16 protein-coding genes are annotated in these 25,205 nt (G+C 73.8%); 8 read left to right on the top strand and 8 right to left on the bottom strand.

The genetic code is table 11. The annotated features are described in order from the left end of the window. Window positions 1–552: 552 nt before the first annotated feature. The gene (locus tag ACZ6CV_RS13290; protein ID WP_355814780.1) at window positions 553–1,101 is read right to left on the bottom strand and encodes a MarR family winged helix-turn-helix transcriptional regulator; all 549 of its coding nucleotides are present in this window, start codon (window positions 1,099–1,101) and stop codon (window positions 553–555) included. Between the two features lie 135 nt (window positions 1,102–1,236). Between ACZ6CV_RS13290 and ACZ6CV_RS13285 the strand changes: the two genes are divergently transcribed. Then, the gene (locus ACZ6CV_RS13285) at window positions 1,237–2,523 is read left to right on the top strand and encodes an MFS transporter (RefSeq protein WP_469250876.1); all 1,287 of its coding nucleotides are present in this window, start codon (window positions 1,237–1,239) and stop codon (window positions 2,521–2,523) included. A gap of 21 nt (window positions 2,524–2,544) precedes the next feature. On the opposite strand, the gene ACZ6CV_RS13280 is transcribed toward ACZ6CV_RS13285, so the two are convergent. Both ACZ6CV_RS13280 and ACZ6CV_RS13275 read right to left on the bottom strand, forming a co-directional pair. After that, entirely contained in the window at window positions 2,545–4,251 is a 1,707-nt protein-coding gene (locus ACZ6CV_RS13280) for an ATP-binding SpoIIE family protein phosphatase (RefSeq protein WP_469250875.1), read from the bottom strand. Window positions 4,252–4,416: 165 nt separating this feature from the next. Further along, the gene (locus ACZ6CV_RS13275; protein WP_469250873.1) at window positions 4,417–5,811 is read right to left on the bottom strand and encodes an NAD(P)/FAD-dependent oxidoreductase; all 1,395 of its coding nucleotides are present in this window, start codon (window positions 5,809–5,811) and stop codon (window positions 4,417–4,419) included. 372 nt (window positions 5,812–6,183) lie between these two features. On the opposite strand from ACZ6CV_RS13275, the gene ACZ6CV_RS13270 reads away from it, so the two are divergent. The 3 genes from ACZ6CV_RS13270 to ACZ6CV_RS13260 all read left to right on the top strand — a co-directional run bounded on the left by ACZ6CV_RS13270 (window position 6,184) and on the right by ACZ6CV_RS13260 (window position 10,452). Continuing rightward, on the top strand, window positions 6,184–6,951 hold the full coding sequence (locus tag ACZ6CV_RS13270; RefSeq protein WP_469250872.1) for a TetR/AcrR family transcriptional regulator: 768 nt from the start codon (window positions 6,184–6,186) through the stop codon (window positions 6,949–6,951). A gap of 255 nt (window positions 6,952–7,206) precedes the next feature. Further along, window positions 7,207–9,330 (top strand): sigma-70 family RNA polymerase sigma factor, encoded by a 2,124-nt coding sequence (locus tag ACZ6CV_RS13265; RefSeq protein ID WP_469250871.1) that lies wholly within the window; start codon window positions 7,207–7,209, stop codon window positions 9,328–9,330. A gap of 105 nt (window positions 9,331–9,435) precedes the next feature. Beyond that, on the top strand, window positions 9,436–10,452 hold the full coding sequence (locus ACZ6CV_RS13260) for an NAD-dependent epimerase/dehydratase family protein (protein ID WP_469250870.1): 1,017 nt from the start codon (window positions 9,436–9,438) through the stop codon (window positions 10,450–10,452). A 318-nt stretch (window positions 10,453–10,770) separates the two neighbouring features. Here the strand turns inward: ACZ6CV_RS13260 and ACZ6CV_RS13255 are convergent, their stop codons facing one another. Then, window positions 10,771–11,883 (bottom strand): sensor histidine kinase, encoded by a 1,113-nt coding sequence (locus tag ACZ6CV_RS13255; RefSeq protein ID WP_469250869.1) that lies wholly within the window; start codon window positions 11,881–11,883, stop codon window positions 10,771–10,773. A 1-nt stretch (window position 11,884) separates the two neighbouring features. After that, window positions 11,885–12,718, bottom strand: coding sequence for a response regulator transcription factor (locus tag ACZ6CV_RS13250; RefSeq protein ID WP_469250868.1), 834 nt, complete (start codon window positions 12,716–12,718; stop codon window positions 11,885–11,887). A 461-nt stretch (window positions 12,719–13,179) separates the two neighbouring features. Here ACZ6CV_RS13250 and ACZ6CV_RS13245 point away from each other — a divergent pair, with 461 nt between their 5' ends. The 3 genes from ACZ6CV_RS13245 to ACZ6CV_RS13235 are packed head-to-tail and all read left to right on the top strand — an operon-like array spanning window position 13,180 to window position 15,583. Further along, window positions 13,180–13,968, top strand: a complete 789-nt coding sequence (locus ACZ6CV_RS13245; RefSeq protein WP_469250867.1) for a glycosyltransferase family 2 protein — start codon at window positions 13,180–13,182, stop codon at window positions 13,966–13,968. Beyond that, on the top strand, window positions 13,965–14,660 hold the full coding sequence (locus ACZ6CV_RS13240; RefSeq protein ID WP_469250865.1) for a TIGR04282 family arsenosugar biosynthesis glycosyltransferase: 696 nt from the start codon (window positions 13,965–13,967) through the stop codon (window positions 14,658–14,660). Before ACZ6CV_RS13245 ends, ACZ6CV_RS13240 begins: the two co-directional genes overlap by 4 nt. Beyond that, entirely contained in the window at window positions 14,657–15,583 is a 927-nt protein-coding gene (locus ACZ6CV_RS13235; RefSeq protein ID WP_469250864.1) for a methyltransferase domain-containing protein, read from the top strand. Before ACZ6CV_RS13240 ends, ACZ6CV_RS13235 begins: the two co-directional genes overlap by 4 nt. 376 nt (window positions 15,584–15,959) lie before the next feature. On the opposite strand, the gene ACZ6CV_RS13230 is transcribed toward ACZ6CV_RS13235, so the two are convergent. Further along, on the bottom strand, window positions 15,960–17,210 hold the full coding sequence (locus ACZ6CV_RS13230; RefSeq protein ID WP_469250863.1) for a molybdopterin-dependent oxidoreductase: 1,251 nt from the start codon (window positions 17,208–17,210) through the stop codon (window positions 15,960–15,962). 114 nt (window positions 17,211–17,324) lie between these two features. Between ACZ6CV_RS13230 and ACZ6CV_RS13225 the strand changes: the two genes are divergently transcribed. Then, entirely contained in the window at window positions 17,325–18,800 is a 1,476-nt protein-coding gene (locus ACZ6CV_RS13225) for a hypothetical protein (RefSeq protein ID WP_469250862.1), read from the top strand. Between the two features lie 80 nt (window positions 18,801–18,880). Here the strand turns inward: ACZ6CV_RS13225 and ACZ6CV_RS13220 are convergent, their stop codons facing one another. Both ACZ6CV_RS13220 and ACZ6CV_RS13215 read right to left on the bottom strand, forming a co-directional pair. After that, entirely contained in the window at window positions 18,881–22,354 is a 3,474-nt protein-coding gene (locus ACZ6CV_RS13220) for an AfsR/SARP family transcriptional regulator (protein ID WP_469250912.1), read from the bottom strand. Between the two features lie 172 nt (window positions 22,355–22,526). Next, window positions 22,527–24,638, bottom strand: a complete 2,112-nt coding sequence (locus ACZ6CV_RS13215) for an asparagine synthase-related protein (protein WP_469250861.1) — start codon at window positions 24,636–24,638, stop codon at window positions 22,527–22,529. Between the last annotated feature and the right edge of the window lie 567 nt (window positions 24,639–25,205).

The raw sequence follows: 25,205 nt of genomic DNA, 5'->3' as shown, positions 1-25,205 counted from the left end.
CTGATGCTGGAGACGGGGTTATCAACATATCTGGCGTTGACTTTTGGCACGCTGTTGAGTTCTCAAGGAACGGACGCTTCCTTTGTACTCACCCTCTCGGGCTTTCCTCCGGGCGCTTCCCTTCGGTGTTTCTTTTTGTTCTTCGTTCTTGCGTTTCCGACTCTATCAGACTCTTTCGTGTCCGATTTCCTCGGTGCCTTTCCGGTTCCCGCTCCGGCCTTGCGGCTTTCGCGTTTCCCTTTCCGGCGGTTCCGACTCTATCAGACCCTTTCGGGCCTGACCCCCGGTCGGCGGGGTTTGTCTTCGCGGCTGTTGGGCCGTTCCGACGTCTCAAACTCTAGCGGGTTTTCCCGGCGACTCATAATCGGGTCTCGGAATTGAATTCGGGCATGCCGAATGCGTTCCGTTGGGAGGTTGTGCAGAGTTTGATTTGCCGCTCGAGGCGGCGGGAGGTGCTGCCGAAGAACCGTTACGGCTCCGTGGCAACCCGAAGAACTCTACGGATCCCCCGGGCGACTGTCAACCTCCGCCGGGTACCCAGCGATCCGGGTCTCAGTCCAGGTCCGTGAGGCGGCCGCCGGCGTCCGGCTGGGCGTGCTCCACCCGGCGCAGGAGACGGGTCAGCACCTCGCCCAGCGCGCCCCGCTCCTCCTGGGACAGGTCCTGGAGGAGGTCCTCCTCGAAGACCGTGGCCAGGCGCATCGCCTCCAGCCACTTCTCGCGGCCCTCCGCGGTGAGCTCCACGATCACGCGGACCCGGTTGGACTCGTCGCGGTCGCGGGTGACCAGACCCTCCGCCACCATGCGGTCGATCCGGTGGGTCATGGCGGCCGGGGTGAGGCCGAGGCGCTTGGCGAGCTCGCCGGGGCCCATTTGGTACGGGTCCCCGGAGAGGACGAGGGCCTTGAGGACCTCCCACTCGGCGTTGCTGATCCCGAGGGTCGCGGTCTGCCGCCCGTAGGCGACGTTCATGCGGCGGTTCAGGCGGCCGAGGGCCGAGACGATCTCCTCGACCTGCGGGTCGAGGTCCTGGAACTCCCGCTGGTACGCGGCGATCTGTTCGTCAAGTGTCGGCTCGCTCGGGCCGGGGGTGTCACCCATGGCCGCAGTATGGCACGGGCCCACTTGGCGTCGAAGTCCTTCGGTGTGTACAGTTTAGACTCGAACTTTAGCTTCGAAGTCTTCACGTCTAACTACTCGATGACTCACTCAAGGCAGGTGAAAGTGACCAGGGCGATGGGCGCAGCGATGCGTCGTATTCAGGCAGGCAGCGCGCTGAGCGCGTTCGGCATCGGTTTCACGGTTCCGTTCCTCTACGTCTATGTGGCGCAGGTGCGGGATCTGGGAGCCAGTACGGCGGGCATTGTGCTGGCCGCCTTCGCCATGGCCGCTCTGATCGTCCTGCCCGTCACCGGCCGCGTCATCGACCGTCGCGGCCCGCTGCCGGTGCTCGTCGGTGCTGCGGTCGTGGCCTCCGTGGGCGCCGTCGCGCTCGGTGTCGCGGGCAGTGAGGGGACGGCGATCGTGGCCGCGGCGCTGCTCGGCGCGGGTACGGCCGTCATGCAGCCGGCGCTCGCGACGATGATCGTCTGGTCGTCGACGCCCGCCACCCGTACGCGGTCCTTCGCGATGCAGTTCTTCCTGCAGAACCTGGGGCTCGGCATCGGTGGTCTCATCGGCGGTCAGATCGTCGACGAGGACCGGCCGGGCAGCTTCACGCTGCTGTTCTCCATCGAGTCCGTGATGTTCCTGGTGCTCGCGGCCATCGCGCTGACCGTACGGCTGCCGCACGCGCCGTCCATCCAGGACGCGATGCCCAAGGACGCGTCCGCCCCCCAGGGCGGCATGCGCGCGCTCCTGCGGCACAAGGCCATGGTGCAGCTGTGCGTGCTCGGCTTCGTGATCTTCTTCGCCTGCTACGGGCAGTTCGAGTCGGGGCTCTCCGCGTACGGCGTGGAGGCCGCGGGGATCTCGCCGTCGACGCTCGGCATCGCGCTGGCCGCCAACACGGCGATGATCGTGGTCGCGCAGTTCGCCGTCCTGAAGTTCGTCGAGCGGCGCAAGCGCTCCCGGGTGATCGCGTCCGTCGGTCTGATCTGGGCCTTCGCCTGGGTCCTCGCCGGGTACGCGGGTCTCGGGCACGGCAGCCAGGAGATGGCGACCGCCGCGTTCATCTCGACGTACGCGCTCTTCGGGCTCGGTGAGGCGATGCTGTCGCCGACCGTGGCGCCGCTGGTCGCGGATCTGGCGCCGGGCGGCATGGTCGGTCAGTACAACTCGGCCTTCGCCCTGGTGAAGCAACTGGCCCTCGCGGTCGGTCCGGCGGTGGGCGGTCCGATGGGTGCCGCGCTGCACGTCCCGTACATCGTGACGTTCGTTCTGTTCTCGCTGGGCATCACGGTGCTCGCGGTGCGGCTGGGGCGGCGGCTCACCCCGCTGCAGAACCAGCCGTCGCTCGCCAAGAGCCCGGTGGTGGCGCAGGGCGGCCCTACTACGGCCGCGCCCGCCACGGCCGACGCGTAACACCGCTGCGCATCCCGCGTCCTACTTGGGGAGCGCGAACTCGCACCAGACGGCCTTGCCGCCGCCCGGTGTGCGGCGCGAGCCCCAGTTCGACGCGATCGTGGCGACGATGGCGATGCCGCGTCCCGCCTCGTCGGCCGGTTCGGCGCGGCGGCGGCGCGGCAGGTGGTCGTCGCCATCGGTGACCTCGATGATCAGCCGTCGGTCGGTGCGGCGCAGGCGCAGCCGCATCGGTGGTGTGCCGTGCTGGAGGGAGTTGGCGACCAGTTCGCTGGCGGCGAGGACGCCCAGGTCGTGCAGTTCCGGTGAGAAGCGCCAGCTGGCGAGGACGCCGGTGGCGAAGGCACGCGCGCGTGGCGCCGCTTCCACGCCGCCGAGCAGCTCCAGGGCTGCGTTCCTGAACAGTTCGGCGTCCGCTCCGGTGCGGGCGGGGTGCTGCAGGACCAGGACGGCGACGTCGTCGTCGTGGTCGGCGGTGACCCCCAGGGCGCGGATCAGGCGGTTGCACACCACCTGTGGGGTGCCGGTGGCGCCGGCCAGGGCGCGCTCCAGGGCGGCCACTCCTTCGTCGATGTCCTCGCTGCGCCGCTCGACCAGGCCGTCCGTGTAGAGGACGGCGGTGGAGCCGGGGCCGAGCGGGACGGAGCCGGAGGTGTGCAGCCAGCCGCCGGTGCCGAGCGGGGGGCCGGTGGGCTCCTCCGCGCGGTGGATCGTGCCGTTCTCGTCGCGTACGAGGATGGGGAGGTGGCCGGCCGAGGCGTAGACCAGGCTTCCTTCGTTCGGGTCGTGCACCGCGTAGACACAGGTGGCGATCTGGCTGGCGTCGATCTCGGCGGCGAGGCCGTCCAGGAGCTGCAGGACCTCGTGCGGCGGCAGGTCGAGGCGGGCGTAGGCGCGGACGGCGGTGCGGAGCTGGCCCATGACGGCGGCGGCGCGCACGCCGCGGCCCATCACGTCGCCGATGACGAGGGCGGTGCGGCCGCCGCCGAGGGTGATCACGTCGTACCAGTCGCCGCCGACGGCCGCCTCGGTGCCGCCCGGCTGGTAGGTGGCGGCGATGCGCAGGTCGTCGGGCTGCTCCAGCTCCTGGGGCAGCAGGGACTTCTGGAGGGTGACGGCCGTCTCGCGCTGGGCGCGCTCGCTGGTGCGCAGGCGCTCGGCGGCCTCGGCGTGGTCGGTGACGTCGGCGGCGAACACCAGGACGCCGCCGCCCTCTTCGGGTCCGGCCGCGGAGCCGCCGAGCGGCAGCGTCACGGGAGTGCACGTGAAGGTGTACGAGCGGCCGGAGGCGGCCTTGCGGGACTTGACGGTGCGCGGCTTGGCGGAGCGCAGAACCTGGTCGAGGAGGGGCAGCAGGCTCAGCTCCTCGAGTTCGGGCAGCGCCACGCGCGCGGGTTCGCCGATGGGCCGGGGGCCGAAGGCGGTGACGTACGCGTCGTTGACGTACGCGATGCGGTGGTCGGCGCCGTGCACCAGGGCGACGAGGGCGGGGATGCGGTCGAGCACCTCGCGGGCCGGCAGCTCGTCGAGGCCCGCGAGGACCTTGGTGCCACCGGTGGCGTCGGTGTCGTCGGGGGGAGCGGGGTCCGCTCCGTCGGAGGGCCGCTCGGCGCGGGCCGCGGGGACGGAGCCGTCCCCGCGCGGTGCCGTGGACACCGCTTGTTCGGTCCGCGCTGCTGCGCGGCGCTGCGTTCCGGGGAGCCGGGCGCTCCAGCGCGTGAAGTTCACTGCGGTAGGCCTCGTGGTGTCGCTTCTGGATCGGGAACACAGCATGTCGAGAGCGGACGTCCCTGGTGTCGGCCTGGCGGCCTGCCCATGGTCACACGAACAGTCTGACCGACCGGACTGACATCCGTCAGACGCCGGTCCGGGGCGGGGAGTTCCTGGCGGGGGTCAGGGGGACTCCTTCGGGCGTTCGCCTCCGGCCGCGAGTTCGAACTCCGCGCGGGGATGTTCGAGCGAACCGAGGGAGACGACCTCGCGTTTGAACAGACCGGACAGGGTCCATTCGGCGAGCACGCGGGACTTGCGGTTGACGGTCGGCACTCTGCTCAGGTGGTAGACGCGGTGCATGAACCAGGCAGGGTAGCCCTTCAGCTTGCGTCCGTAGACGTGCGCGACGCCTTTGTGCAGTCCCAGGGAGGCCACGGAGCCCACGTACTTGTGCGTGTACTCCTGGAGGGGCCGTTCGCGCAGGGAGGCGACGATGTTGTCGCCGAGCACCTTGGCCTGGCGTACCGCGTGCTGGGCGTTGGGCGCGCATTCCGTGCCGGGTTCGGCGGCGGTGACGTCGGGGACCGCGGCCGCGTCGCCCGCCGCCCACGCGTGCGTGGTGCCGTCGATGGTCAGCCGTGCGGTGCAGGTGAGGCGGCCGCGTTCGTTCAGCGGCAGGTCCGACGCGGCGAGGACGGGGTGGGGTTTGACGCCGGCCGTCCACACCACGGTGCGGGTGGGGAAGCGGGCGCCGTCGCTGAGGACGGCCACGCGGTCCTCGCAGGAGTCGAGGCGGGTCTCCAGGCGTACGTCGATGTTGCGCCTGCGCAGCTCGCGGACCGTGTACTTGCCCATCTCCTCGCCGACCTCGGGCAGGATCCGGTCCGCTGCCTCGACGAGGATCCACTTCATGTCCTGCGGCTTGACGTTGTGGTAGTAGCGGGTGGCGTAGCGCGCCATGTCCTCCAGCTCGCCGAGCGCCTCGACGCCCGCGTAGCCGCCGCCGACGAAGACGAAGGTCAGGGCGGCGTCGCGGATCGCGGGGTCGCGGGTGGAGGAGGCGATGTCCATCTGTTCGATGACGTGGTTGCGCAGTCCGATGGCCTCTTCGACGGTCTTGAAGCCGATGGCGTGGTCGGCGAGGCCGGGGATGGGCAGGGTGCGCGCGATGGAGCCGGGGGCCAGGACGAGTTCGTCGTACGTGATCTGGACGGGTCCGGTGCCCTCTTCCTCGGTGGCGAGGGTGCTGAAGGTCGCGGTGCGCTTGGCGTGGGTGACGGACTCGACCTCGCCGATGACGATGCGGCACTTATTGAGGACGCGGCGGAGCGGGACGACGACGTGGCGCGGCGAGATGGAGCCGGCCGCCGCTTCGGGCAGGAACGGCTGATACGTCATGTACGGGTCGGGCGTGATCACGACGATCTCGACCTCGCCCCGCCTGAGCTCGTGCTTCAGCTTCCGCTGGAGTCTCAGCGCGGTGTACATGCCGACGTAGCCGCCGCCGACGACGAGAATCCGTGCACAGTCCGGGGATGCGGGGGTGGTCCCCCGGGAGATCGCAGCCTTCACCATCCCATGACGCACCCGGCTCCGGAGTTTGTCCACAGGCCCGGCAATTTGTGTGACCGGGCGAAGTGTGTGCGAAGGGCCCGGGCGCGGGGCGTGGGGCGAGAAAGGGGTGCAGGTCAGCGGGGGTGATGGGGGTGCGGGGGTGGGGTCGGGCGAGGCCGGAAAAGGCAGGTACTCCGATCGGGGGGCGCGCTGTGCGGAACCCGCCTCTTCTGAATTGACCCCCGCTCAACTATGTTCGTGGGACGTCGGGGTGTCGGGGGATGCGCTCGTCGGGCCGAGATTCCGGTTCGCGGGAGGGCTCGTTCCTCACACGTCGGTAGCCAATGGCGGGGAGTGTCTCCGGGGGGAGACGTCATTACCGGGGGAACGCGTATGCACATTCAGGAGACTCACTGGACTTCCGCAGCGGTGTCGGCATCAGCCGTCGGCCCCGCCGGAATCGGACGCGACATGGGGGAAGGAGCGCGCACGACACCGCTGCGTGTCGACGCACAGCGCAACCTCGAACATGTGCTCAGGGCGGCACGCGAGGTCTTCGGCGAGCTGGGATACGGCGCGCCCATGGAAGACGTGGCGCGCCGCGCGCGGGTCGGTGTCGGCACCGTCTACCGACGTTTCCCGAGCAAGGACGTGCTGGTCAGGCGGATAGCCGAGGAGGAGACCTCCCGGCTGACCGACCAGGCGCGTGCGGCGCTCGGGCAGGAGGACGAGCCGTGGTCCGCGCTCTCGCGCTTCCTGCGGACGTCCGTGGCGTCGGGTGCGGGCCGGCTGCTGCCGCCGCAGGTGCTGCGGGTGAGCGTGGAGGACGGCCCCGCCGAGGACGCGGCGCGGGTGCCGCAGCAGCGGCAGTCGGCGCCGGACGCTCCCGAGCTGCGGCTCGTCGAACAGCGCCAGGCGCCGGCCGAGGAGTCGGCTCCGCTGGACGACGACACGGGGGCGGCGACGCTCCTCGACGTGGTCGGCCGGCTCGTGGAGCGGGCCCGCGCGGCGGGTGAGCTGCGCCCGGACGTGACGGTGGCGGACGTCCTGCTGGTGATAGCGACGGCGGCGCCCTCGCTGCCGGACGCGGCGCAGCAGGCGGCGGCCTCTTCGCGGCTGCTCGACATCCTGCTGGAGGGGCTGCGGTCCCGGCCGGCGTGATGCGGTCCCGGCCGGCGTGATCGGTGGTTCCGCTGTGGCCTTCGGTGGCGTCTGCGCGGCTCTCATCGGTGGAGGGTTCAGCGCCGTGCGCGTGGACGGTCGTTGAGCCTTCCCCGAATGGGTGAACGGTAGTGCTCTTCTGCGGGAATTCGACCCGGACGGGTGGTTGACCGTCGTGGCCATCGGCCTCACCGCGACCCTGTGGCACCCTTTCCCGGTGGTCGGGTCTGAGTGTGCAACCGGGGGCGTTCCGCGATGAGTGTTGAGGGTCGGGACGAGGCGTCCGGCGACCTGGGCGAGGAGGTCTCCTCGGACAGCGCAGGCGCGGACACCGGTACGTCGCCCTCCCGACAGGACCGGCAGGTGCCGCCGCAGGGTGGGCCCGGTGACGCGATGCCCGGCGGTGCGGCGCCCTCTGCCGAGCCCGAACCCGAGGCCGAGCCGCCCAGTGTGCCTCCGCAGCGTGCGGGCGGGGCGGGTGTCACCACGCCCACGGGCGCCTCGGCGCCTACGGGTGTCTCCGCGCCTACGGGTGTCTCCGCGCCTACGGGACTCGAAGGGCCCACGGGTCTCGAAGGGCCCACGGATGTCGCCCCGCCCGCCGGTGTCGAAGGGCCGGTGTCCGACGCCGACTTGATCTCGCGGATGCGCGGGGGCGACGACTCCGCGTACGCCGAGCTCTACCGCCGCCACGCCGAGGCCGTACGGCGCTACGCGCGCACCTGTTGCCGCGACGCGCACACGGCCGACGACCTCACCGCCGAGGTGTTCGCCCGCATGCTGCAGGCGGTGCGCGGCGGCAGCGGGCCCGAGCACGCCGTGCGCGCGTATCTGCTGACCACCGTGCGCCGGGTGGCGGCGGGGTGGACGAAGTCGGCTCGGCGGGAGCAACTCGTCGACGACTTCGCGGTGTTCGCCGCGCAGGCCGCGCGCGGCACGGATCTCTCCGACGACACCGGGGCGGGCGGTTCGTTCGGGGCGGGGCTGGACCTGGGCGCGGACGTCCGCGCGATGCACGAGGCCGAGCAGTCCATGGCCATGCAGGCGTTCCGGAGTCTGCCGGAGCGTTGGCAGGCCGTGTTGTGGCACACGGAGGTGGAGGAGGAGTCACCGAGCGAGGTCGCGACGCTCTTCGGCCTCGACGCGAACGGCACACGGGTGCTGGCGAGCCGGGCCCGCGAGGGGTTGAAACAGGCCTATCTGCAGGCGCACGTGAGCACGACCCTCACCGAGAGCGAGGAGTGCGCGCGCTACGCCGACCGGCTCGGCGCGTACGCGCGCGGCGGTCTGCGCACCCGCGCCGAGCGGGGGCTGCGCAAGCACCTGGAGGAGTGCGCCAAGTGCCGCCTTGCCGCGGGCCAGATCAAGGACGTGGCGAGCGGGATTCCGGCGGTCGTGCCGGTCGCGGTCATCGGCTGGTTCGGTGCCGCCGGGTATGCGAAGGCGGTCGCGCTCATCGGCGGTGGGACCGCGGGAGCGGGCGCGGCGGGGGCCGCGGGTGCGGCTGCCGCGGGCGGGTCGTCCGGGGGTTCGGCGGCGGGTGGTTCGGCCGCCGCGTCCGAGGGGCTCGGTGCGCCGGCGAAGGCCGGGATCGCGGCGAGCATCGTCGTGGCGGCCGGTGTCGCCGCGGCGATCGCGCTCACCGGAGGGGGCGGCAAGCCGAAGGCGGATCCGCCGCCGAAGGCCAAGGAGCCCGCGGTGTCCGAGTCGATCGTGCCGCAGAAGCCGCCGGCGAAGGAGAAGCCCGAGCCTGCGCCGCCGCCCGCGCCGAAACCGAAGCCGAAGCCGAAGCCGTCACCCGCGCACGAGTCCACGCCCACCCCGGCGCCGAAGCCGCCCGCGAAGGAGAAGCCCAAGCCGAAGCCGCCGCCCCCGCCCGCCCCGAAGCCCACGCCCAAGCCGCCCCGGCCGACTCCGAAACCGCCGCCGCCACCGCCGCCGGCTCCACGGGTCTACCAGTGGAACGAGTTGGACTACGGCCTCACGGGCGACGGCACCAAGCCCGAGATGCGGCTCGCCGAGAGCAGCTGGGTGTGGCAACGGTGGGGGCTGTCGGTCGGCGACAAGCGGTACGCCCACGGTGTGACGGTGCACGGCAGGTCCTCCGTCACCATCGACCTCAACCGCCGCTGTTCGACGTACGACGCGGTGGTCGGGGTCGACGACATGACGATGGGGCTCGGCAGGGTGCGGTTCTCCGTGTACGGGGACGGGGTGCGGTTGTGGCGGTCGGCGGTGGTCAGGGGCGGTGACGCGGCGGTGCCGGTGCATGTGAACCTGAGCGGCCGCAAGACGGTCCGGCTCGTCGTGGAACCGCACACGTCGTTCGACACGGTGGCGCTGGCGGACTGGGCGCAGTCGCGGATGACGTGTGGCTAGCGACCGAGCTCCCCTGGGGGACGCCTGCCGGCGAGGTCTTACGGAGCGGTGACGTGCGCGGCGCGGCTCTGTGCCGGGCGGGGTGGCGCGCCTAGCGTGCGGCGTATGCGTGTATTGGTCACCGGCGGTGCCGGGTTCATCGGGTCCCATGTGGTCGAGGCGCTCGCCGCGGGCGGGCATGAGTCGGTCGTGTTCGACGTGCGTAAGGACGCGGCCATGGAGGTACGGGACCGTGAGGCGGTCTCCCGTGCGCTGGCCGGCGTCGACGCGGTGTGCCATCAGGCGGCGATGGTGGGTCTGGGCTCGGGTTTCACGGATGCGGCCGGGTACGTCTCTCACAACGACCTCGGTACGGCCGTGCTGCTGGAGGCGATGGCCGAGGCGGGGGTGCGGCGGCTTGTGCTCGCCGGGTCGATGGTCGTGTACGGGGAGGGGCGGTACGCGTGCGCGCGGCACGGTGTGGTGCGGCCGGGGCCGCGCGCCGTCGAGGACCTCGCCGGGGGGCGCTTCGAGCCGCGCTGCCCGGAGTGCGGGGCCGCGTTGACGCCGGGGCTCGTCGGTGAGGACGCGCCGTTGGATCCCCGGAACGTGTACGCGACGACCAAGCTCGCGCAGGAACATCTGGCCGCCGCGTGGGCCCGGGTGACGGGGGGTTCGGCGGTGTCGCTGCGGTACCACAACGTGTACGGGCCCCGGATGCCCCGTGACACCCCGTACGCGGGGGTCGCCTCCTTCTTCCGCTCGGCCCTCGCGCGCGGCGAGGCCCCGCGGGTCTTCGAGGACGGCGGGCAGCGGCGGGACTTCGTCCACGTACGGGATGTCGCGGCGGCGAACGTGGCGGCGCTGGAGGCACGTTCGGGGGAGCAAGGGTGGGGGCGGGGTGCGCTCAGGGTCTACAACTGTGGCAGCGGGGAGCCGCACACGGTGGGCGAGATGGCGCGGGCGCTGGCGGCGGCGTACGGGGGCCCGGCGCCTGTCGTCACCGGCGAGTACCGCCTCGGCGACGTCCGCCACATCACCGCGGACTCCTCCCGCCTCCACACCGAACTGGGCTGCAAGGCCGAAGTCGCCTTCGAGGAGGGGATGGTGGAGTTCGCGGGGGCGGGGCTTCGGGGGGAGTAGGGGGGTGCCCTGGGGGGGGGCGGAGGCCCGGGGGGAACGGGGGTTCCGGGGGGGAGCGGGGGTTCCGGGAGGCTGGGGGTACGGAGGAGGAGTTCCGTGCTGGTCAGCGCCCTGGGACGGGAGCGTGGCGGTCAGGCCCGGCGGGGAACGTGACGGTCAGGCCCCGGCGAGGAAGCGTGGTGGCCAGGCTACGGCGAGAAGCGAGCCGGTCAGGCCCCCGGCGGGGAACGTGACGGGCAGACCCCCGGCCGGGAACGTGACGGGCAGACCCCCCGACGGGGAATGTGACGGTCAGACCCCCGGCGGGAAGCGTGGCGGTCAGGCCTCTGCTGTGGGGAGCGTTAGTTCGAAGCGGCAGCCGCCGGGGATGTTGCGTACTGCGGCGCGGCCCTGGTGGGCCTCCACGATTCCGCGCACGATCGCCAGGCCTAGGCCCGCCCCCGCGGGCGGCGTGCGCGCGTGCGTGCCGCGCCAGCCCGTGTCGAAGACGCGCGGCAGGTCCTCCTCGGGGATGCCGCCGCAGCCGTCGGTGACGGACAGCACCACGCCGTCGGGCGAGCGTTCGGCCGCCACCGCGACCGTGCCGTCGGCCGGTGTCCGGCGGATCGCGTTGACCAGGAGGTTGCCCAGGACCCGGCTCATCTCCTTGCCGTCCACCTCCACCGGCACCGGTTCCACTCCCTCGCCCACCAGCCGTACGCCGTGTTCGCGGGCCAGCGGGTCCGCGCCGGCGAGCGCGTCGCCGACCAGGTCGTACAGCGACATCCGGGACGGCGAGAGGGTGAGGGCGCCGACGTGGATGCGGGAGAGTTCGAAGAGGTCGCCCACCATGGCGTTGAGGCGCTCGACCTCCGTACGGATCTGGCGCAGATAGCGGTCGGGGTCAGCGGCGACGCCGTCCTCCAGCGCCTCGGACATGGCACGCAGGCCCGCGAGAGGTGTGCGCAGGTCGTGCGAGATCCAGGCGACGAGTTCACGCCGCGAGGTCTCCAGGGCGCGTTCGCGGTCCCTGGACTCGGCGAGCCGCGCACTGGTCGCCGCCAGTTCGCGGCTCAGCGCTTCCAGTTCCGCGGTGGCGGGCGCGGCCGGTGCCGCGAAGTCGCCTCCGTCGCCGAAGGAGCGGGCGGCGACGGCCAGTTCGCGGCTGCGGGCCACGACCCAGCGGCCGAGTAGCAGCGCGGTGGCGAGGGAGACGACCGCCGCCATCGCGACGACGGTGGTGACGACGCTCAGGTCGTGCGGGGACAGGAACATCGCCCAGGCCACGGCCAGCGTTCCCGCGAGCATCGCGCCCACGGCCACGGAGGCCACGACGGCCAGCGACGCGATGAGCGAACGGCGCCGGAGCAGCCGCAGCGCCACCGCGCCGAGCAACCCGGCCCCTATGGCGCCGAGGAAGGCGAAGAGGGCGATGAGGAGGGTGTCGCGCACGTCAGCTCCGGCGGGTGGGGGTGGGCGGGTGGTCGCCGCCGGGGGTGGGCGGGGGCGGCTCGCCAGGGGTGGCGGGTACGGGTGGCGTGGGGGAACCCGTGGGGTTGAAGCGGTAGCCGACGCCCCAGACCGTCTGGATGAGTCGCGGGCGCGCCGGGTCGTCCTCGATCTTGCCCCGCAGCCGGCGCACGTGGACCGTGACGGTCGACAGGTCGCCGAAGTCCCAGCCCCAGACCTCGCGCATCAGGTCCTCGCGGCTGTACGCGTGGCCGGGCCGGGCCAGGAAGAACGCGAGGAGGTCGAACTCGCGCAGGGTCAGGGCGAGTTCGGCGCCTCCCTTGGTGGCGCGGCGGGCCGCGGGGTCGGCGGTCAGACCGGCCGCGCTCAGCCGCCGCGTACCCGTGCCGGGGCGGGCGCGACGCAGTACCGATTCCACCCGGAGCACCAGTTCCCGGGGGCTGAACGGCTTCGTGACGTAGTCGTCCGCGCCCACCTCCAGGCCCAGGATCCGGTCGTCCTCGTCCCCGCGGGCGGTGAGCATGATGACCGGTACGGGGCCCTTCTCGCGCAGCCTCCGGCAGACCTCCAGACCGTCCATGCCGGGCAGCATCAGGTCGAGGACCACGAGGTCGGGCCGGTGCGCGGCGGCGCCGGCGAGGGCGGCGGGCCCGTCTCCGGCACGGTCCACGACGTACCCGGCACGGTCGAGGTAACCGGAGACGACCTCAGCGACGGTCGGGTCGTCGTCCACGACGAGAACGCGTTCTGTTCCGGCGGCGGTTTGGCGGGGTGCGTCGGCCCCGCCGGGGCGGGGTGCGTCGGCCCTGGCGGGCATGGGCCGGGGTGCGTCGGCCCTGGTGGGCGTGGGCCGGGGTGCGTCGGCCCCACCCGTACGGGATGCGCCGGACCCGACCCCACCGGAACGGGGTGCGTCGGCCCCGGCACTCGTACCCCGGGGTGCGTCGGCCCTGGTGGGCGTGGGCCGGGGTGCGTCGGCCCCACCCGTACGGGATGCACCCCCGACCCCACCCGTACGGGGTGCGTCCGCCCCAGCACCCGTACCCCAGGATCCGTCGACCCCCGCACCCGTACTCAGGGGTGAGCCACCCCCCGCCCCCCGGGACACACCCACACCCGATCCGCCCCCGGGTCGATCCTGCGGTCGTCGTTCCATGGCGTCAGCCTCGCACCGTCGTCCCGGCCGCGCCGCACCCCAGCGGTCCGTCGACGTCGACGTCCCCGTTTCGTAAGGATCCTCCGTCCGAAATGCACCTTTCGCGCTCGTAGGGTGAAACCGTGACGACGATCCCTCCCCCGACCCCTCCCCCGGACCCAGCCCCTCCTCCCGCCCCGCCGCCCGTCGACGTGGTCCTCCCCTGCCTCGACGAGGCCGGCGCCCTGCCCTGGGTGCTCGCCCGCATCCCGGCGGGCTGGCGCGCCCTCGTCGTGGACAACGGTTCGACGGACGGTTCCGCCGAGATCGCCCGCGGCCTCGGCGCGACCGTCGTCCACGAGGCGCGCCGCGGCTTCGGGGCCGCCTGCCACGCCGGGCTGACCGCCGCCACCGCCGACATCGTCTGCTTCTGCGACTGCGACGCCTCACTCGACCCGTCCGGGCTCGTCCCCTTCGTACGGGAAGTACGCGACGGAGAAGCCGACCTCGTCCTCGGCCGGCGGCGCCCGCAGGGCCGCGGCGCCTGGCCCCCGCACGCCCGCGCGGGCAACCTCGCGCTCGCCCGGATGCTGCTCCGCCGCACCGGCCTCCGCCTGCACGACCTCGGCCCCCTGCGCGCCGCGCGCCGGGACGCGTTGCTCGGACTCGGCCTCACCGACCGCCGCAGCGGCTATCCCCTGCAGATGGTGGTCCGCGCGGCCGACGCCGGGTGGCGCGTGGCCGAGCACGACGTTCCCTATCTGCCGCGCTCCGGCGCCTCGAAGGTGACGGGCACGTGGCGCGGCACGTGGCAGGCCGTACGCGACATGAGACGCGTCCTGGCCGAGCCGCCACCCCCCGACCTCGACGTCCGACGCCCCAGCACCTGTGCGACCCACCCGTCCTCTCCGCCAGGAGGCACCAGCCAGTGACCACGCTCCTCGTCATCGCCAAGGAACCGTTGCCGGGGCGGGTGAAGACGCGGCTCAGTCCGCCCTTCACGGCCCGTGAGGCCGCCCGCCTCGCCGAGGCGGCCCTCGCGGACACGCTGCACGCGGTGGCGGCCGCGCCCGCCCGGCGCCGGGTCCTGGCCCTGGACGGCACGCCCGGACCCTGGCTGCCGGCCGGCTTCGACGTCGTACCGCAGTGCGCGGGCGGCCTGGACGAACGCCTCGCCGCCGCCTTCGCCGCCTGCACCGGGCCCACCCTGCTCATCGGCATGGACACCCCGCAGGTCACACCGGAGCTGCTCACCGCGGACCTCGGCGACGCCGACGCGCTCTTCGGCCCGGCGGAGGACGGCGGTTTCTGGGCGCTCGGACTCGCGGAGCCCGACCCCCGGCTGCTGCGGGGCGTGCCGATGTCGACGCCCACGACGGGCGCCGCGCAGCGGGCCCGGCTGACGGCCGCGGGACTGCGCGTACGCGATCTGCCGCGGCTGCGGGACGTGGACACGGCGGCGGACGCGGCCGCGGTCGCAGCGTCGGCACCGCACGGCCGATTCGCCGCGGAACTACGGCGGTTGGGGGCCACCGAGGGCGGGACAGCCGAGAGTGAAGCGGGACGATACGGCGCCGTACAGCGAGGAACCGTGGCCGGGCCCGGGGCGGTCACCCCCCGATGAGTACCGCACACGACATCGCACCCGCGCAGACCACCCACGAACCGGAACCGAGGCCGAGGCCGCACGACGGCCCCCCGGCCTCCTGGGGAGCGGGCCCGCACTCGGGCGTGCCGTCCGCCGACCCGTACGCCGACGCCCTCCGCACCGGCCGCGGCCCCCTGTTCCTGCGCCGCGCCGACGGCTGGCTGCTTCCGTTGGAGGTGGAGCGCTGGTGCGCGCAGGCCGACGAGGCGGACCTGGGCGTGGTCGGACGGTGCGAGGGAGCCGTGCTCGACATCGGGTGCGGGCCCGGCCGGCTGGTCGCGGCGCTCGCCGCCGGAGGCCGCCGTGCCCTCGGCATCGACGTCAGCGAGGCCGCCGTCGCGCACACCGTGGGGCTCGGTGGTCAGGCCCTGCACCGCTCCGTCTTCGCGCCGCTGCCCGGCGAGGGCCGCTGGGGCACCGCGCTCCTCATGGACGGCAACCTCGGCATCGGCGGCGACCCGTCTGCCCTCCTCGAACGAGTCGCCCAACTCCTCGCCCCCGACGGCCTGTTGCTGGCCGAGACGGCGCCGGTGGACATCGACGAGCGGGTCGACGTCCATCTCGTACCAGCCGACGGCGGCATCCACCCCGTACCCGCCGACGGCGGCACCCACGGCGACCAAGGGGTCCAACCCTCTCGCGGCACCACCGCCACCCCAGGCAATACGTTCCCGTGGGCCCGTCTCGGCACCCCCGCCCTGCTCCGGCTCGCGCGCCGGGCGGGCTGGCGGGTCGACGGTCAGTGGTCCTCGGGCGGCCGTCCGTTCGTCGCCCTGCGCCGCCCCGACCGCGACAGCCGCACCACCAGCAGCAGCGCCGAGCCGCCGAACAGCGCGGCCGTGATCAGCAGCCAGCGCGCCGCGAAACCGTCCCCCGAAAGCCCGGTGGCGGACGCGTAACGCCCGGACGCCTGCCCGCTGATCAGCGGAAACCATACGAGCAGGAGCAGTCCGGAGAGCGCGGCCGGTACGCGGACGTAGCCGGCCCGCTCCCGCCGCCGCGCCGCCACCGTGCGGACGAGGAGGCGGTCGAGCCCCGCGTACACGGGCAGCAGCACCAGATCGTGCACGAGCGCGGACCCCACGAACCACCCGGCCACCCCGAGCCAGTCGCCCGCGAGCAGCCGCACCCCCGCGTACCCGGCGAGCGCGAACGAGCAGGCCAACAGCAGGAGTTGGAACGGGCTGCCCAACGGGATTCTCCTCAACGGAAGCCCCTGCGACCGAAATCCTCCCGGAAGCCCACGTCCCCGTCCCCCGCGCGTCGCCCGCCCCATCACAGCTCCCCGAACGTCATACGAGCCACCCACTTGGTGTTGAGCACGCCGGGCGCGGCCGGCACGATGATCCGCGCCGGGTAGCCGTGATCCGGGGTCAGGTCCGCGCCGTTGACCTGCAGGGCCAGCAACGAACGTGCGTCGGCGACCTGGTTCGCGCGCAGGGCCGCGCGACGGAACGCGCCGCGCCGCTGGAGTGACTCCACCAGCACGTCCGGCGGATCGTCGTACCCGACCAGCGCCGCGAGGTCCCGCAGCCGTACGCCCCGCCACCGCTGGTCGGACGTCGACCAGCCCTCCACACAGGCGATGGGCAACGCCGCGTCGTGCAGCGGGAGTTCGAGGAGCTCGGTTCGGCTCAGCCGGACCGAGCCGCGGCGTCCGACGACCACGAGCCGCCACGCGTCCTCGCCCGTATCGCGCTCATGGATCCCCGCGTACGAAGCCGTCTTGTTGATCTGGAAGGCGCCGGGGCCCGTGCCCGGCTCGGGGCCGCCGTGCGGGGCGAGCAGCGCCGTCTCGCGCGGCCAACCGTCGAAACTGTGTCCGAGTGTCGTCCCGAACAGCAGCAACGAGCCGCCGCCCACCAGGCCGAGCGCCCCGCGCCGGGACACGGTCGGCTCGGCCGGCCGCGGCGACACCAGCTCCTCCCCGGGTACCGCCTTCTCCCGCGCCCTCAGCACATGCAGGTTGCGCAGGGCGACGGGCACCCGCAGCACCGCGTGCGTGACGAACGCGGCGATGAACACCCACGCCCCGTAGAAGTGCAGCGGGTAGAACGAGCCGGGGAAGAGGTAGTCGAGCTGGACGTTCAGGACGCCGGTCACGAACTCGAAGAGCGCGCCACCCACCAGGAGGAGCAGCGAGAGCCGTTCCAGCGCGTGCGCGAAGGAACGGGCGGGCGGAAGCGCGAACAGCTTCGGCACCACCGACCACAACTTCGCGAGCAGTACGGGGATCAAGGTGATGCCGAGCGTGACGTGCACGCCCTGGGTGAGCCGGTAGAGCCAGGGCGGGTCGGTGGGCCAGGCGAAGAGGTAGAAGCCGAGCAGCCCCTTGTCCGGGGTCTTGTCGTTCACCGGTGCCAGGTCCGGGTTGTACGCGGCGTACGAGAGCAGTCCCGTCACGAACAGCAGGGTGATCCCGACGAGCAGGACGACGCCGAGCACGGAGGTGAACCAGGGGCCGCGCACGGGGCTGCGCCAGAAGCCGGGCGAGGTGGGGAGCCGTGTATCGCGTGGGTCGCGCATGCTCCGACGTTAGGCCGGGACCGGGCCGCGAAGGGCCGCGCGACTCATGACGAAACGCTGACGTCCGCCCCGCGCTCGGCCCCGTACGGCCGGCGCCGCCCTAGCGTTCCTGACGTGAACCGTGATCTCTACCGCGACCGCCGCGACTGCTGTGACCACCATGGCCGCCGTGACCGCCACGACCGCCGTGACCTGGGCATCGCTCTGGTCGCCGCCCTCCTCGTCGGGACGGCCGTCCTGGTCGGTGCCGCCGTCGAGCGCGCGGACGGCACCCTGCACGTCCGTTGGCCACCGCTGTACGCGCACTGGGACCCGCACGTCGGCCCCGGCACCCCGGCCGCCTGCGCCGTCGCGGTCGCGGTGGTGGCGTACGGGCCCTCGCTGGCCGGCCGGCTGCCGTGGCGGGCACTGCTCGGGGCGGTGTGGGGCACGGCGACCGCGTGGACGTTCGCGCTCGCGCTGATCGACGGATGGGGGCGCGGTGTCGCGGGACGGCTCACCACCAAGTACGAGTATCTGCAGGTCGTCGACCGCTTCGACGACATCCACGGCACCCTGCGGGACTTCACCCGGCACATCCTGATCGACTCCCCCGACCACTGGCCCGCGCATGTCGCCGGGCATCCGCCGGGCGCCACCCTCACCTTCGTGCTGCTCGACCGGGTGGGGCTGGGCGGCGGGGCCTGGGCCGGGGTCTGGTGCGTCGTCGTCGGCGCCACGGCGGGCGTCGCCGTGCTGGTGGCGGTGCGGGCGCTCGCCGGTGAGGCCCTCGCGCGGCGGGCGGCGCCGTTCCTGGTCCTCGCGCCCGCCGCGGTGTGGATGGGCACCTCGGCGGACGGCTACTTCGCGGCCGTCGCCGCCTGGTCCCTCGCGCTCTTCGCGCTGGCGGTGACGGGGTGCCGGGCCCGGCTCTCGGCGCCGGCCGCGGGGCTGTTGTTCGGCCTGACCTGCTACCTCTCGTACGGGCTCACGCTGTTCGCGCTCATCGGGGCGGGCGTGCTGGTCCTGGGCCGCGCCCCGGTCAGGGAGCGACTCGCGGTGCTGCCCCTGGTGCTGGCCGGGTTCGTCGTCGTGCCGCTCCTGTTCACGCTCGCGGGCTTCGACTGGTGGGAGGCGTACCGGCTGCTCGTCGAGCGCTACTACCAGGGCGCGGGCGGTATCCGGCCCTACGGCTACTGGGTGTGGGCGAACCTCGCGTGCACGGTCCTCGTGGTCGGCCTCGCGACGGTGGCGGGCCTGCGCCGGGCGACGGTCACGCTCGTCGCGCGGCGCCGCGAAGTCTTCGCGCGGGAAGTCCGTACGCGGGGAGTCCGTACCCGGAAAGCCCGTACCCGGGAAGTCCTTGCCCGGCCGGGCGGGTCGGACCCCGCCGCCGCGCCCCGGCTCGCCCTGCTCGTCCTCACCGCGCTGCTCGCCCTGCTCGTCGCCGACCTGTCCGGCATGAGCAAGGCGGAGACGGAACGCATCTGGCTCCCGTTCGCCCTGTGGCTCCTCCCGGCAGGGGCCTTCCTCCCCCGGCCCCGGGCCTGGCTCACCGCCCAGGCCACCGTCGCACTCCTGATCAACCACTTGCTGGCGACGGGATGGTGAGGCAGAGGTGGTGAGGCAGAGGCGACCACCGGCCCCGGCACCGGCACCGGCCCCAGCCCGTGACGGTCGACCTCATCCGCTCAGGTCCCCGTCCCGGACCCCGCCTCCGCCCCCGCGGTCATCTCCCCGAGCACCTCGTCCGGCGTCAGCGCCGCGCCCGCGGCCCGCTCCCGTTCGTACCCGTCCCGGCCCAGCGCCGCCAGGGCCGTCCGCTCCACTCGCTCCGCCGCGGCGGCCTCCGGCATGGGGCGGGCGTTGCCGCCGCGCAGGACCGTGCCGGCGGCGAGCACGCGCACCGCGCGCGGGTGGTCGCCCAGGTCGCTCAGGAACGCGGCGCCGGTGTCCACCAGGGCCGCCTGGATCACCTCCGAGCACGCGGTCGCCTGCGCACCGCGCAGCACGTCGACGACCAGGGGCAGCGCCGCGGCCGGGCCCGACTCGAGCGCGACGACGCGCGCCTCCACCCCGCCGAGCGCCACCTCGAACTGCGGGGGCGGCGAGCCGTCCACCGTCTCCCGACGGGACTCCTCGCAGAGCCTGCGGGCCCCGACGACGTCCCCCTCGTCGAGGAACAGCAGCGCCCGCAGCACCCGTACGAAGGCACGCGAGTCCGTCACCCCGGACCGGTCGGCCTCCCGGGTCGCCTCGTCGAGCGCCTTGGACGCCACGGCCCGCTCGCCCTCGCGGTAGGAGATCTCGGCGAGCCGGGCGAGCAGGAACGGCGCCTCGGCATAGGCCCCCACCTCGTACGCGAGGCGCAGCGCCTCCTCGTACTCGGCGCGGGCCTCCTCGTGGTGGCTGCGGGCCATGGCCGCCTCGCCCGCCGCGCTGCACACCTGGGCGCGCATCCAGCGGTCGCCCACACGCCGGCTCAGCGCCCGCAGCTCCCTCAAGTCCTCGTCCACACCGGAGAGATGGCCCGGCATGTCGACGGCCATGTGGGTGCGGAACATCAGGATGACGCCGAGGTCCCAGTCGCTCCCGTACCTGCGGCAGTTCTCGACCGAACTGTTCAGCGGCGCCAGGGCGTCCACATGCGTGCCACCGGTGAAGAAGATGGTGAACGGCCAGATCAGCCCGGGGAAGCGGGCGGCCTCGGGCCCCGACCGCATGAACGCCGTACGCAGCGTCTCCACGTACTCCGGGTCGAACCAGCCGCCGTCACCGTCACCACCACGGCCACCGCTCCCCTCGTCGCCGAGGTCACCGCCGTGGCCCCTGGACTCGGCCATCAGGAACAGGTGCAGCAGCCGGAGGTTCATCCACGGCCAGTAGAGCGGGTCGCCCTCGGCGGGCAGGCCGTCCGGGGCGAGCGCCACGACGCGGCTCATCCAGTCGGTGCCCTCCCTGCGGTAGTTCCGCAGCCACCAGAACCAGCCCGTGTTCAGCACCATCGCGATCGCGGCCGCCGCGTCACCGGAGTCGATGGTGCGCTGCAGGGCCGCCCGGATGTTGTCGAGCTCGGTCTCCAGGCGGGTGACCCAGGGGAGTTGTTCCGCGGAGCGCAGCAGCGGCTCGGCCCGCGCGACGAGCTCCGCGAAGTACGCCGCGTGCCGCGCCTCGGCGGCGGCGAGCAGCTCCGGGGTCTCGCCGGCGCGCTCCGTCGCGTACTCGTGGATGGTCTCCAGGAGCCGGTAGCGCATGCCGGTGTCCTCGGGTCCCGCCGCCGGGACGGTCACGACGAGGGACTTGTCGACCAGCGCGCCGATCAGGTCCGTGGCGTGGGCGGTGCAGACGGCCTCGGCCGCGGGGAGGTCCCAGCTGCCGGCGAAGACCGACACCTCGCGGAGCACGGTCCGCTCGGCCTCGTCGAGCAGCTCCCAGGACCAGTCGACGACGGCACGCAGGGTCTGCTGGCGGGGCAGAACCGTACGACTCCCGCTGGTCAGGAGGCGGAAGCGGTCGTCGAGGCGGTCGGCGATCTGACGCGGGGCGAGCAACCGCAGGCGGGCTGCGGCCAGTTCGATGGCGAGCGGCAGGCCGTCGAGACGGCGGCAGATCTCGGCGACGGCCGCCGCGTCCTCCCCGGGGTCGAAGCCGGGCCGCACCGCCACCGCCCGCTCGGTGAAGAGGCGGTGTGCCGGGTCGGGCGGGAGCGGCTCCACCGGGCGCACCGACTCGCCCGGTACGCCCAGGGGTTCGCGGCTGGTGGCGAGGATGGTGAGACCCGGGCAGCGGGTGAGGAGGGTCTCGGCCAGCTCGGCGGCGGCCCCGATCACGTGTTCGCAGTTGTCAAGGAGCAGGAGCAGGCTGCGCTGGGCGCAGTGCTCGACGAGCAGGGTGACCGGGTCGTCCTGCGGCGCGGTCAGCTCGCTGGTCATCAGCACGGTCTCGCGCAGGCCGAGCGCGCTGACGACAGCACCGGGCACCGCCTTCGGATGGTCGAGCGGGGCGAGCTCGGCCAGCCATGCCTGCGGATGACCGGCGGCGGCTTCCTCGGCGAGGCGGGTCTTGCCGGAGCCGCCCGGTCCGGTGAGGGTGACGAGGCGGGCCCTGTGCAAGTCCGAACGGATGGCGGCGAGTTCTGGTTCCCGCCCGACGAAAGACGTCAAACGGCCACGGATGTTCCCGTTCCGCTCGGCGGGGGCGGAGGCGGGGCGGGAGGCCGGTGAGGGGTGGGGGGTGTGGCCGGCGGGGGCGGTGGGCGTGGTGCGGCCCGCACCTGTGCGCACGGAGCCGTTCCGCTCTCCCGAGGAGCCGGGCCCCTCTCCCGAAAAGGCGACCCTCTCGCCCCGCGAGCCCACACCCGCACCCGCACCCGAGCCCGAGCCCGCCCCCGAAGCCGCGCCCGCTACCGCGCCAGGCACCGCACCCGCCCCCACGTCCGCCCCCACACCCGGCCCCCCGAGCAACTGCGCGTGCAGAGCCCGCAGTTCCGGCCCCGGATCGGCGCCGAGTCCGTCGGCGAGGGCGCGGCGGGCCTCCTCGTACGCGGCGAGGGCGTCGGCCCCGCGCCCGGCGTCGCGCAGGGCGCGGATCAGCAGGGCGCGCAGCGTCTCGTCGTACGGCTGGGTGGCGGTGAGCGCCCGCAGTTCCGGTACGACATCGGGGGCGCGGCCCAGGAGCAGGTCCGCCTCGATCCGCGCGCGGACGGCCTCGGCGCGCAGGGCGTCGGAGCGCGCCGCGGCGCCGTCGTCGGGCAGGTCGGCGAGGGCGGGACCGCGCCACAGGGCGAGCGCGTCGCGCAGGGTGCGGGCGGCGGCATCCGGGTCGCCGCCGTCCAGGGAGGCCCGGCCCTCGCGCACGAGCCGATCGAAGCGGTGCAGGTCGACGTCGTCCGGGGCGACGGCCAGGCGGTAGCCGCCGGGGACCGAGACGACGGCGTCCTTGCCCAGGACGCGGCGCAGGCGGCCGACGAGGGCCTGGAGTGCGGCGGTGGCGTCGGCCGGCGGGTCGTCCGTCCAGACCTCGTCGATGAGGGTGGTGACGGTGACCGTGCGGTTCGCGTGCAGCGCGAGCGCGGCGAGCAGGGCCCGCAGCCGCTGGCCGCCTACGGGCAGGGGCGCGCCGCTGTCGTCGTACGCCTCGGTGGCGCCCAGGATTCTGTACCGCACCACGTCATTCTCCTCGGTGGAGCGCGCCGTGGCGCCTGCTTTCTTCTCCGGAGCGTGGCGCGGGAACGACAGCCCCGCACGACAGCCGGACGAGAACCGAGGGAGAGCCGGGCAACAGCCCCACGACGGCGCGCCCGCGTGCGACGCCACCTCAGGGCCCCGCACGCCCTCCTCACACCGCCGGCGCCCCACTGGACGGCCTGCGCCCCGCCCCCAGGGCGCCCCGTTGCGGAACCACGCTCCCCGTGGGGACCGCTCGTTGGCGTGCCGGAGTTCCCGTCCAGCACGTTCCCCTCCGCGACAGCAGTCGCCGCAGCCACAGTTCGGTGGAGACCAGGTCGGCGAGGCCGTCCAGCGGGAGCGGCTCGCCCTCCGCTGCCGAGCGCAGCGCCTTGCGGACGACGCGGGCCTCGACCAGGCCCGCCTGGGCGAGCAGCGGCGTGTCGAAGAGGGCGATCAGGTCGTCGACGGCCACGCGGATGCCGGTACGGGCGACGGCCGTGTGCGACGCGTGGGACGGCGCGCCCCACCCGGACGGCAGTTCGGTGACCCCGGCGCCCTCCAGGACCGTGCGCAGGATCGCGGCCCGCGCCCCGGGCTGGACCCGCAGCGCCTCGGGCAGCGCGCGGCAGGCGCGGACGACCTGGTTGTCCAGGAACGGCGCGTGCAGCCGCTGGAAGCGCACCTCGGCCGCCTGCTCCAGGACGCGCAGGTCCGCCGCGTGCCGGGCGAGGGCCGCCCGCGCGCGGAACTCCCCGGGGCGCTGGCCCGGTCCGCCGGGGCGCATCGTCCTGTCCTGGAGGCGAACCGATACTTCAGCGAGGGCCTCACCGGTCAGCCAGCGCGCGGCCGGGCCCGGTCTGGCCCACGTGAGGGCGGCGAGCGACGCGCCCAGCGCTCCGGCGGGCTCGTCGAAGGTGCGGTGCAGCAGCCGGTCGGCGAGCGAATCGACGCCCGCGCGGTGCGGCATACGGGCCAGCTTGCGCGCGGCGCCGTACACGCGCGCGGGGACAAGGACCGAACCGTCGGCCTTCGCCAGCGCCGCGACGGGGCGCACCAGGTGGCGGCGCTTGCGGTCCATCAGGAGGTCGGCGAGGCGGGCCGGGTGGGCGTCCAGGACCTGCCGGGCGCCGTAGCCGGTGAAGTGGTCGGCGCTGCCCGAGGAGAGCCGGGCGCGGTGGCGCTGGGCGGAGACCAGGACGGCGCTGGGCTCGTCCGTCAGGGGCCCGTCCAGATCGGCGTAGGGCAGGGCCTCCTCGCCCGCGGCGACGACGACGTGGTGCAGGCGGGGGTTGGCGGCGATGGCGCCGGCCCGTGCCAGTTCGGCCTCGCGGCCGTCGACGGCCAGGTCGTTGAAGGTGACGGCGAGGAGGCGCTCGCCCGCGCCCGTGCCGTGGCCGAGGACGGTGCCGGGCATGCCGGGCAGTCCGGCCGCGAGGAGGGCGAGGGTGCCGGACGCGGGCCCTCCGGAGAGGTCGGCCCCGATGCCGGGCACCGGCATGCCGCGGGCCGCGCGCCGTTCGGCGGGGCCCATGCCGGGCACCGGGCCGGGGTCGACGTCCGTGCCGGGGACGTGGCGGGGGGCGGTGAGGCGGGCGCGTACCGCCTCGACGAGCGCGTCCCGCACGCCGTCCACCGCGCCGGCGGCGTCGCCCGGGGGCGCCGCGACGGCGAGCGAGGCCACCGGTTCGTACCCGGCGATCTCCCGTGCGCCCGCGCGCAGGATCAGCGCGTGACCCGGTGGCACGCGCCGTACGCCCTGGTAGGGGGTCGAGTCGTGCAGCGCCTCGGGGACGTCGGGGGCGGCGAGCAGGGCCGCGAGGTGGCCGATGTCCAGGTGGGCCTCGATGAGGTCGGCCAGCGGCAGGGCGGCCGTCGCGTAGGCCGTGCCGCCGGCCCAGGCGGTGTGGAAGACGGGCCGGGCGCCCGCGAGGTCGCCGGCGATCATGACGCGGCGGCCGACTTGGACGACCGCGGTGTAACTCCCGGACCAGGCGGTGAGATGGCGCAGGGCGCCGCCGCGGGCGGCGACGAGGCCGACGCGGAGTTCCTCGTCGGACGCGCCGCAGGTGCCGAGCACCGCGATGCGGGTCTGTTCGTCGGCCGTCACTGTCCGTACTTCGTCGGCGCGCCAGTCGCCCACCGCCCAGAGCGGATCCGGGTCGCCCCACAGGAGCTGCGAGCCCACCGGGTGCACGGTCTCGCCGTCGTCACCGGTGGCTCCGGCCGAGCCGAGGGCCGAGGATCTCGCGGTGGTACTGCTCCACCCCACCAACCACCGCATCGCCGCCTCCACAGGCTGTGGACGGCCCGCGGGCGAGGCTCGCCGCAGGACCGGCCGACCAGTGCGCCGAAGAACCGGTGCACCGAAGAACTGGGGTCCCATGCTGCCACGAAGGAGGCGCACGGGAAGGCCTGCGGAGTCGCTTGCGCCCCGGCGAACGCGCCTGAGGAGAGCGGTGGTTGAAGGGCACAATGAAGGTCCCGCGCGGAAAGGCGCCGTGCGGAGGCCCCGCGTCCACGGCGCACGCGGCACGCGCGCCCCGGCGCACACACCGGGGTGACGAGCGAATTGTTCCCTTCTGTACGTGGGTGCTTTTCGGCCAAATCGGCCTGGGATGCGCCCAGGCCGGAACCGTTCGACGGCAACCCACAGCCCGGGAGGCGGTGTTCGCCTCCCGGACCGGTCCGCCGCCCGCGGGGATGGAGGCGGCGGTGTCCCCCAGCCCACTGACTCCAGCGCAGCGGGCCGACCCACGCATCCTCCATGGAAGCGCTCCCGTCATGGCCGGAGAAGAGCGCACGGACGGGCGCACGGCCACACGGCGGGAGCACGCCGAGGCATCGAAGC

The sequence above is a fragment of the Streptomyces sp. NPDC041713 genome (assembly GCF_055591085.1).
This window is presented reverse-complemented; position numbering and strand designations above follow the sequence as displayed.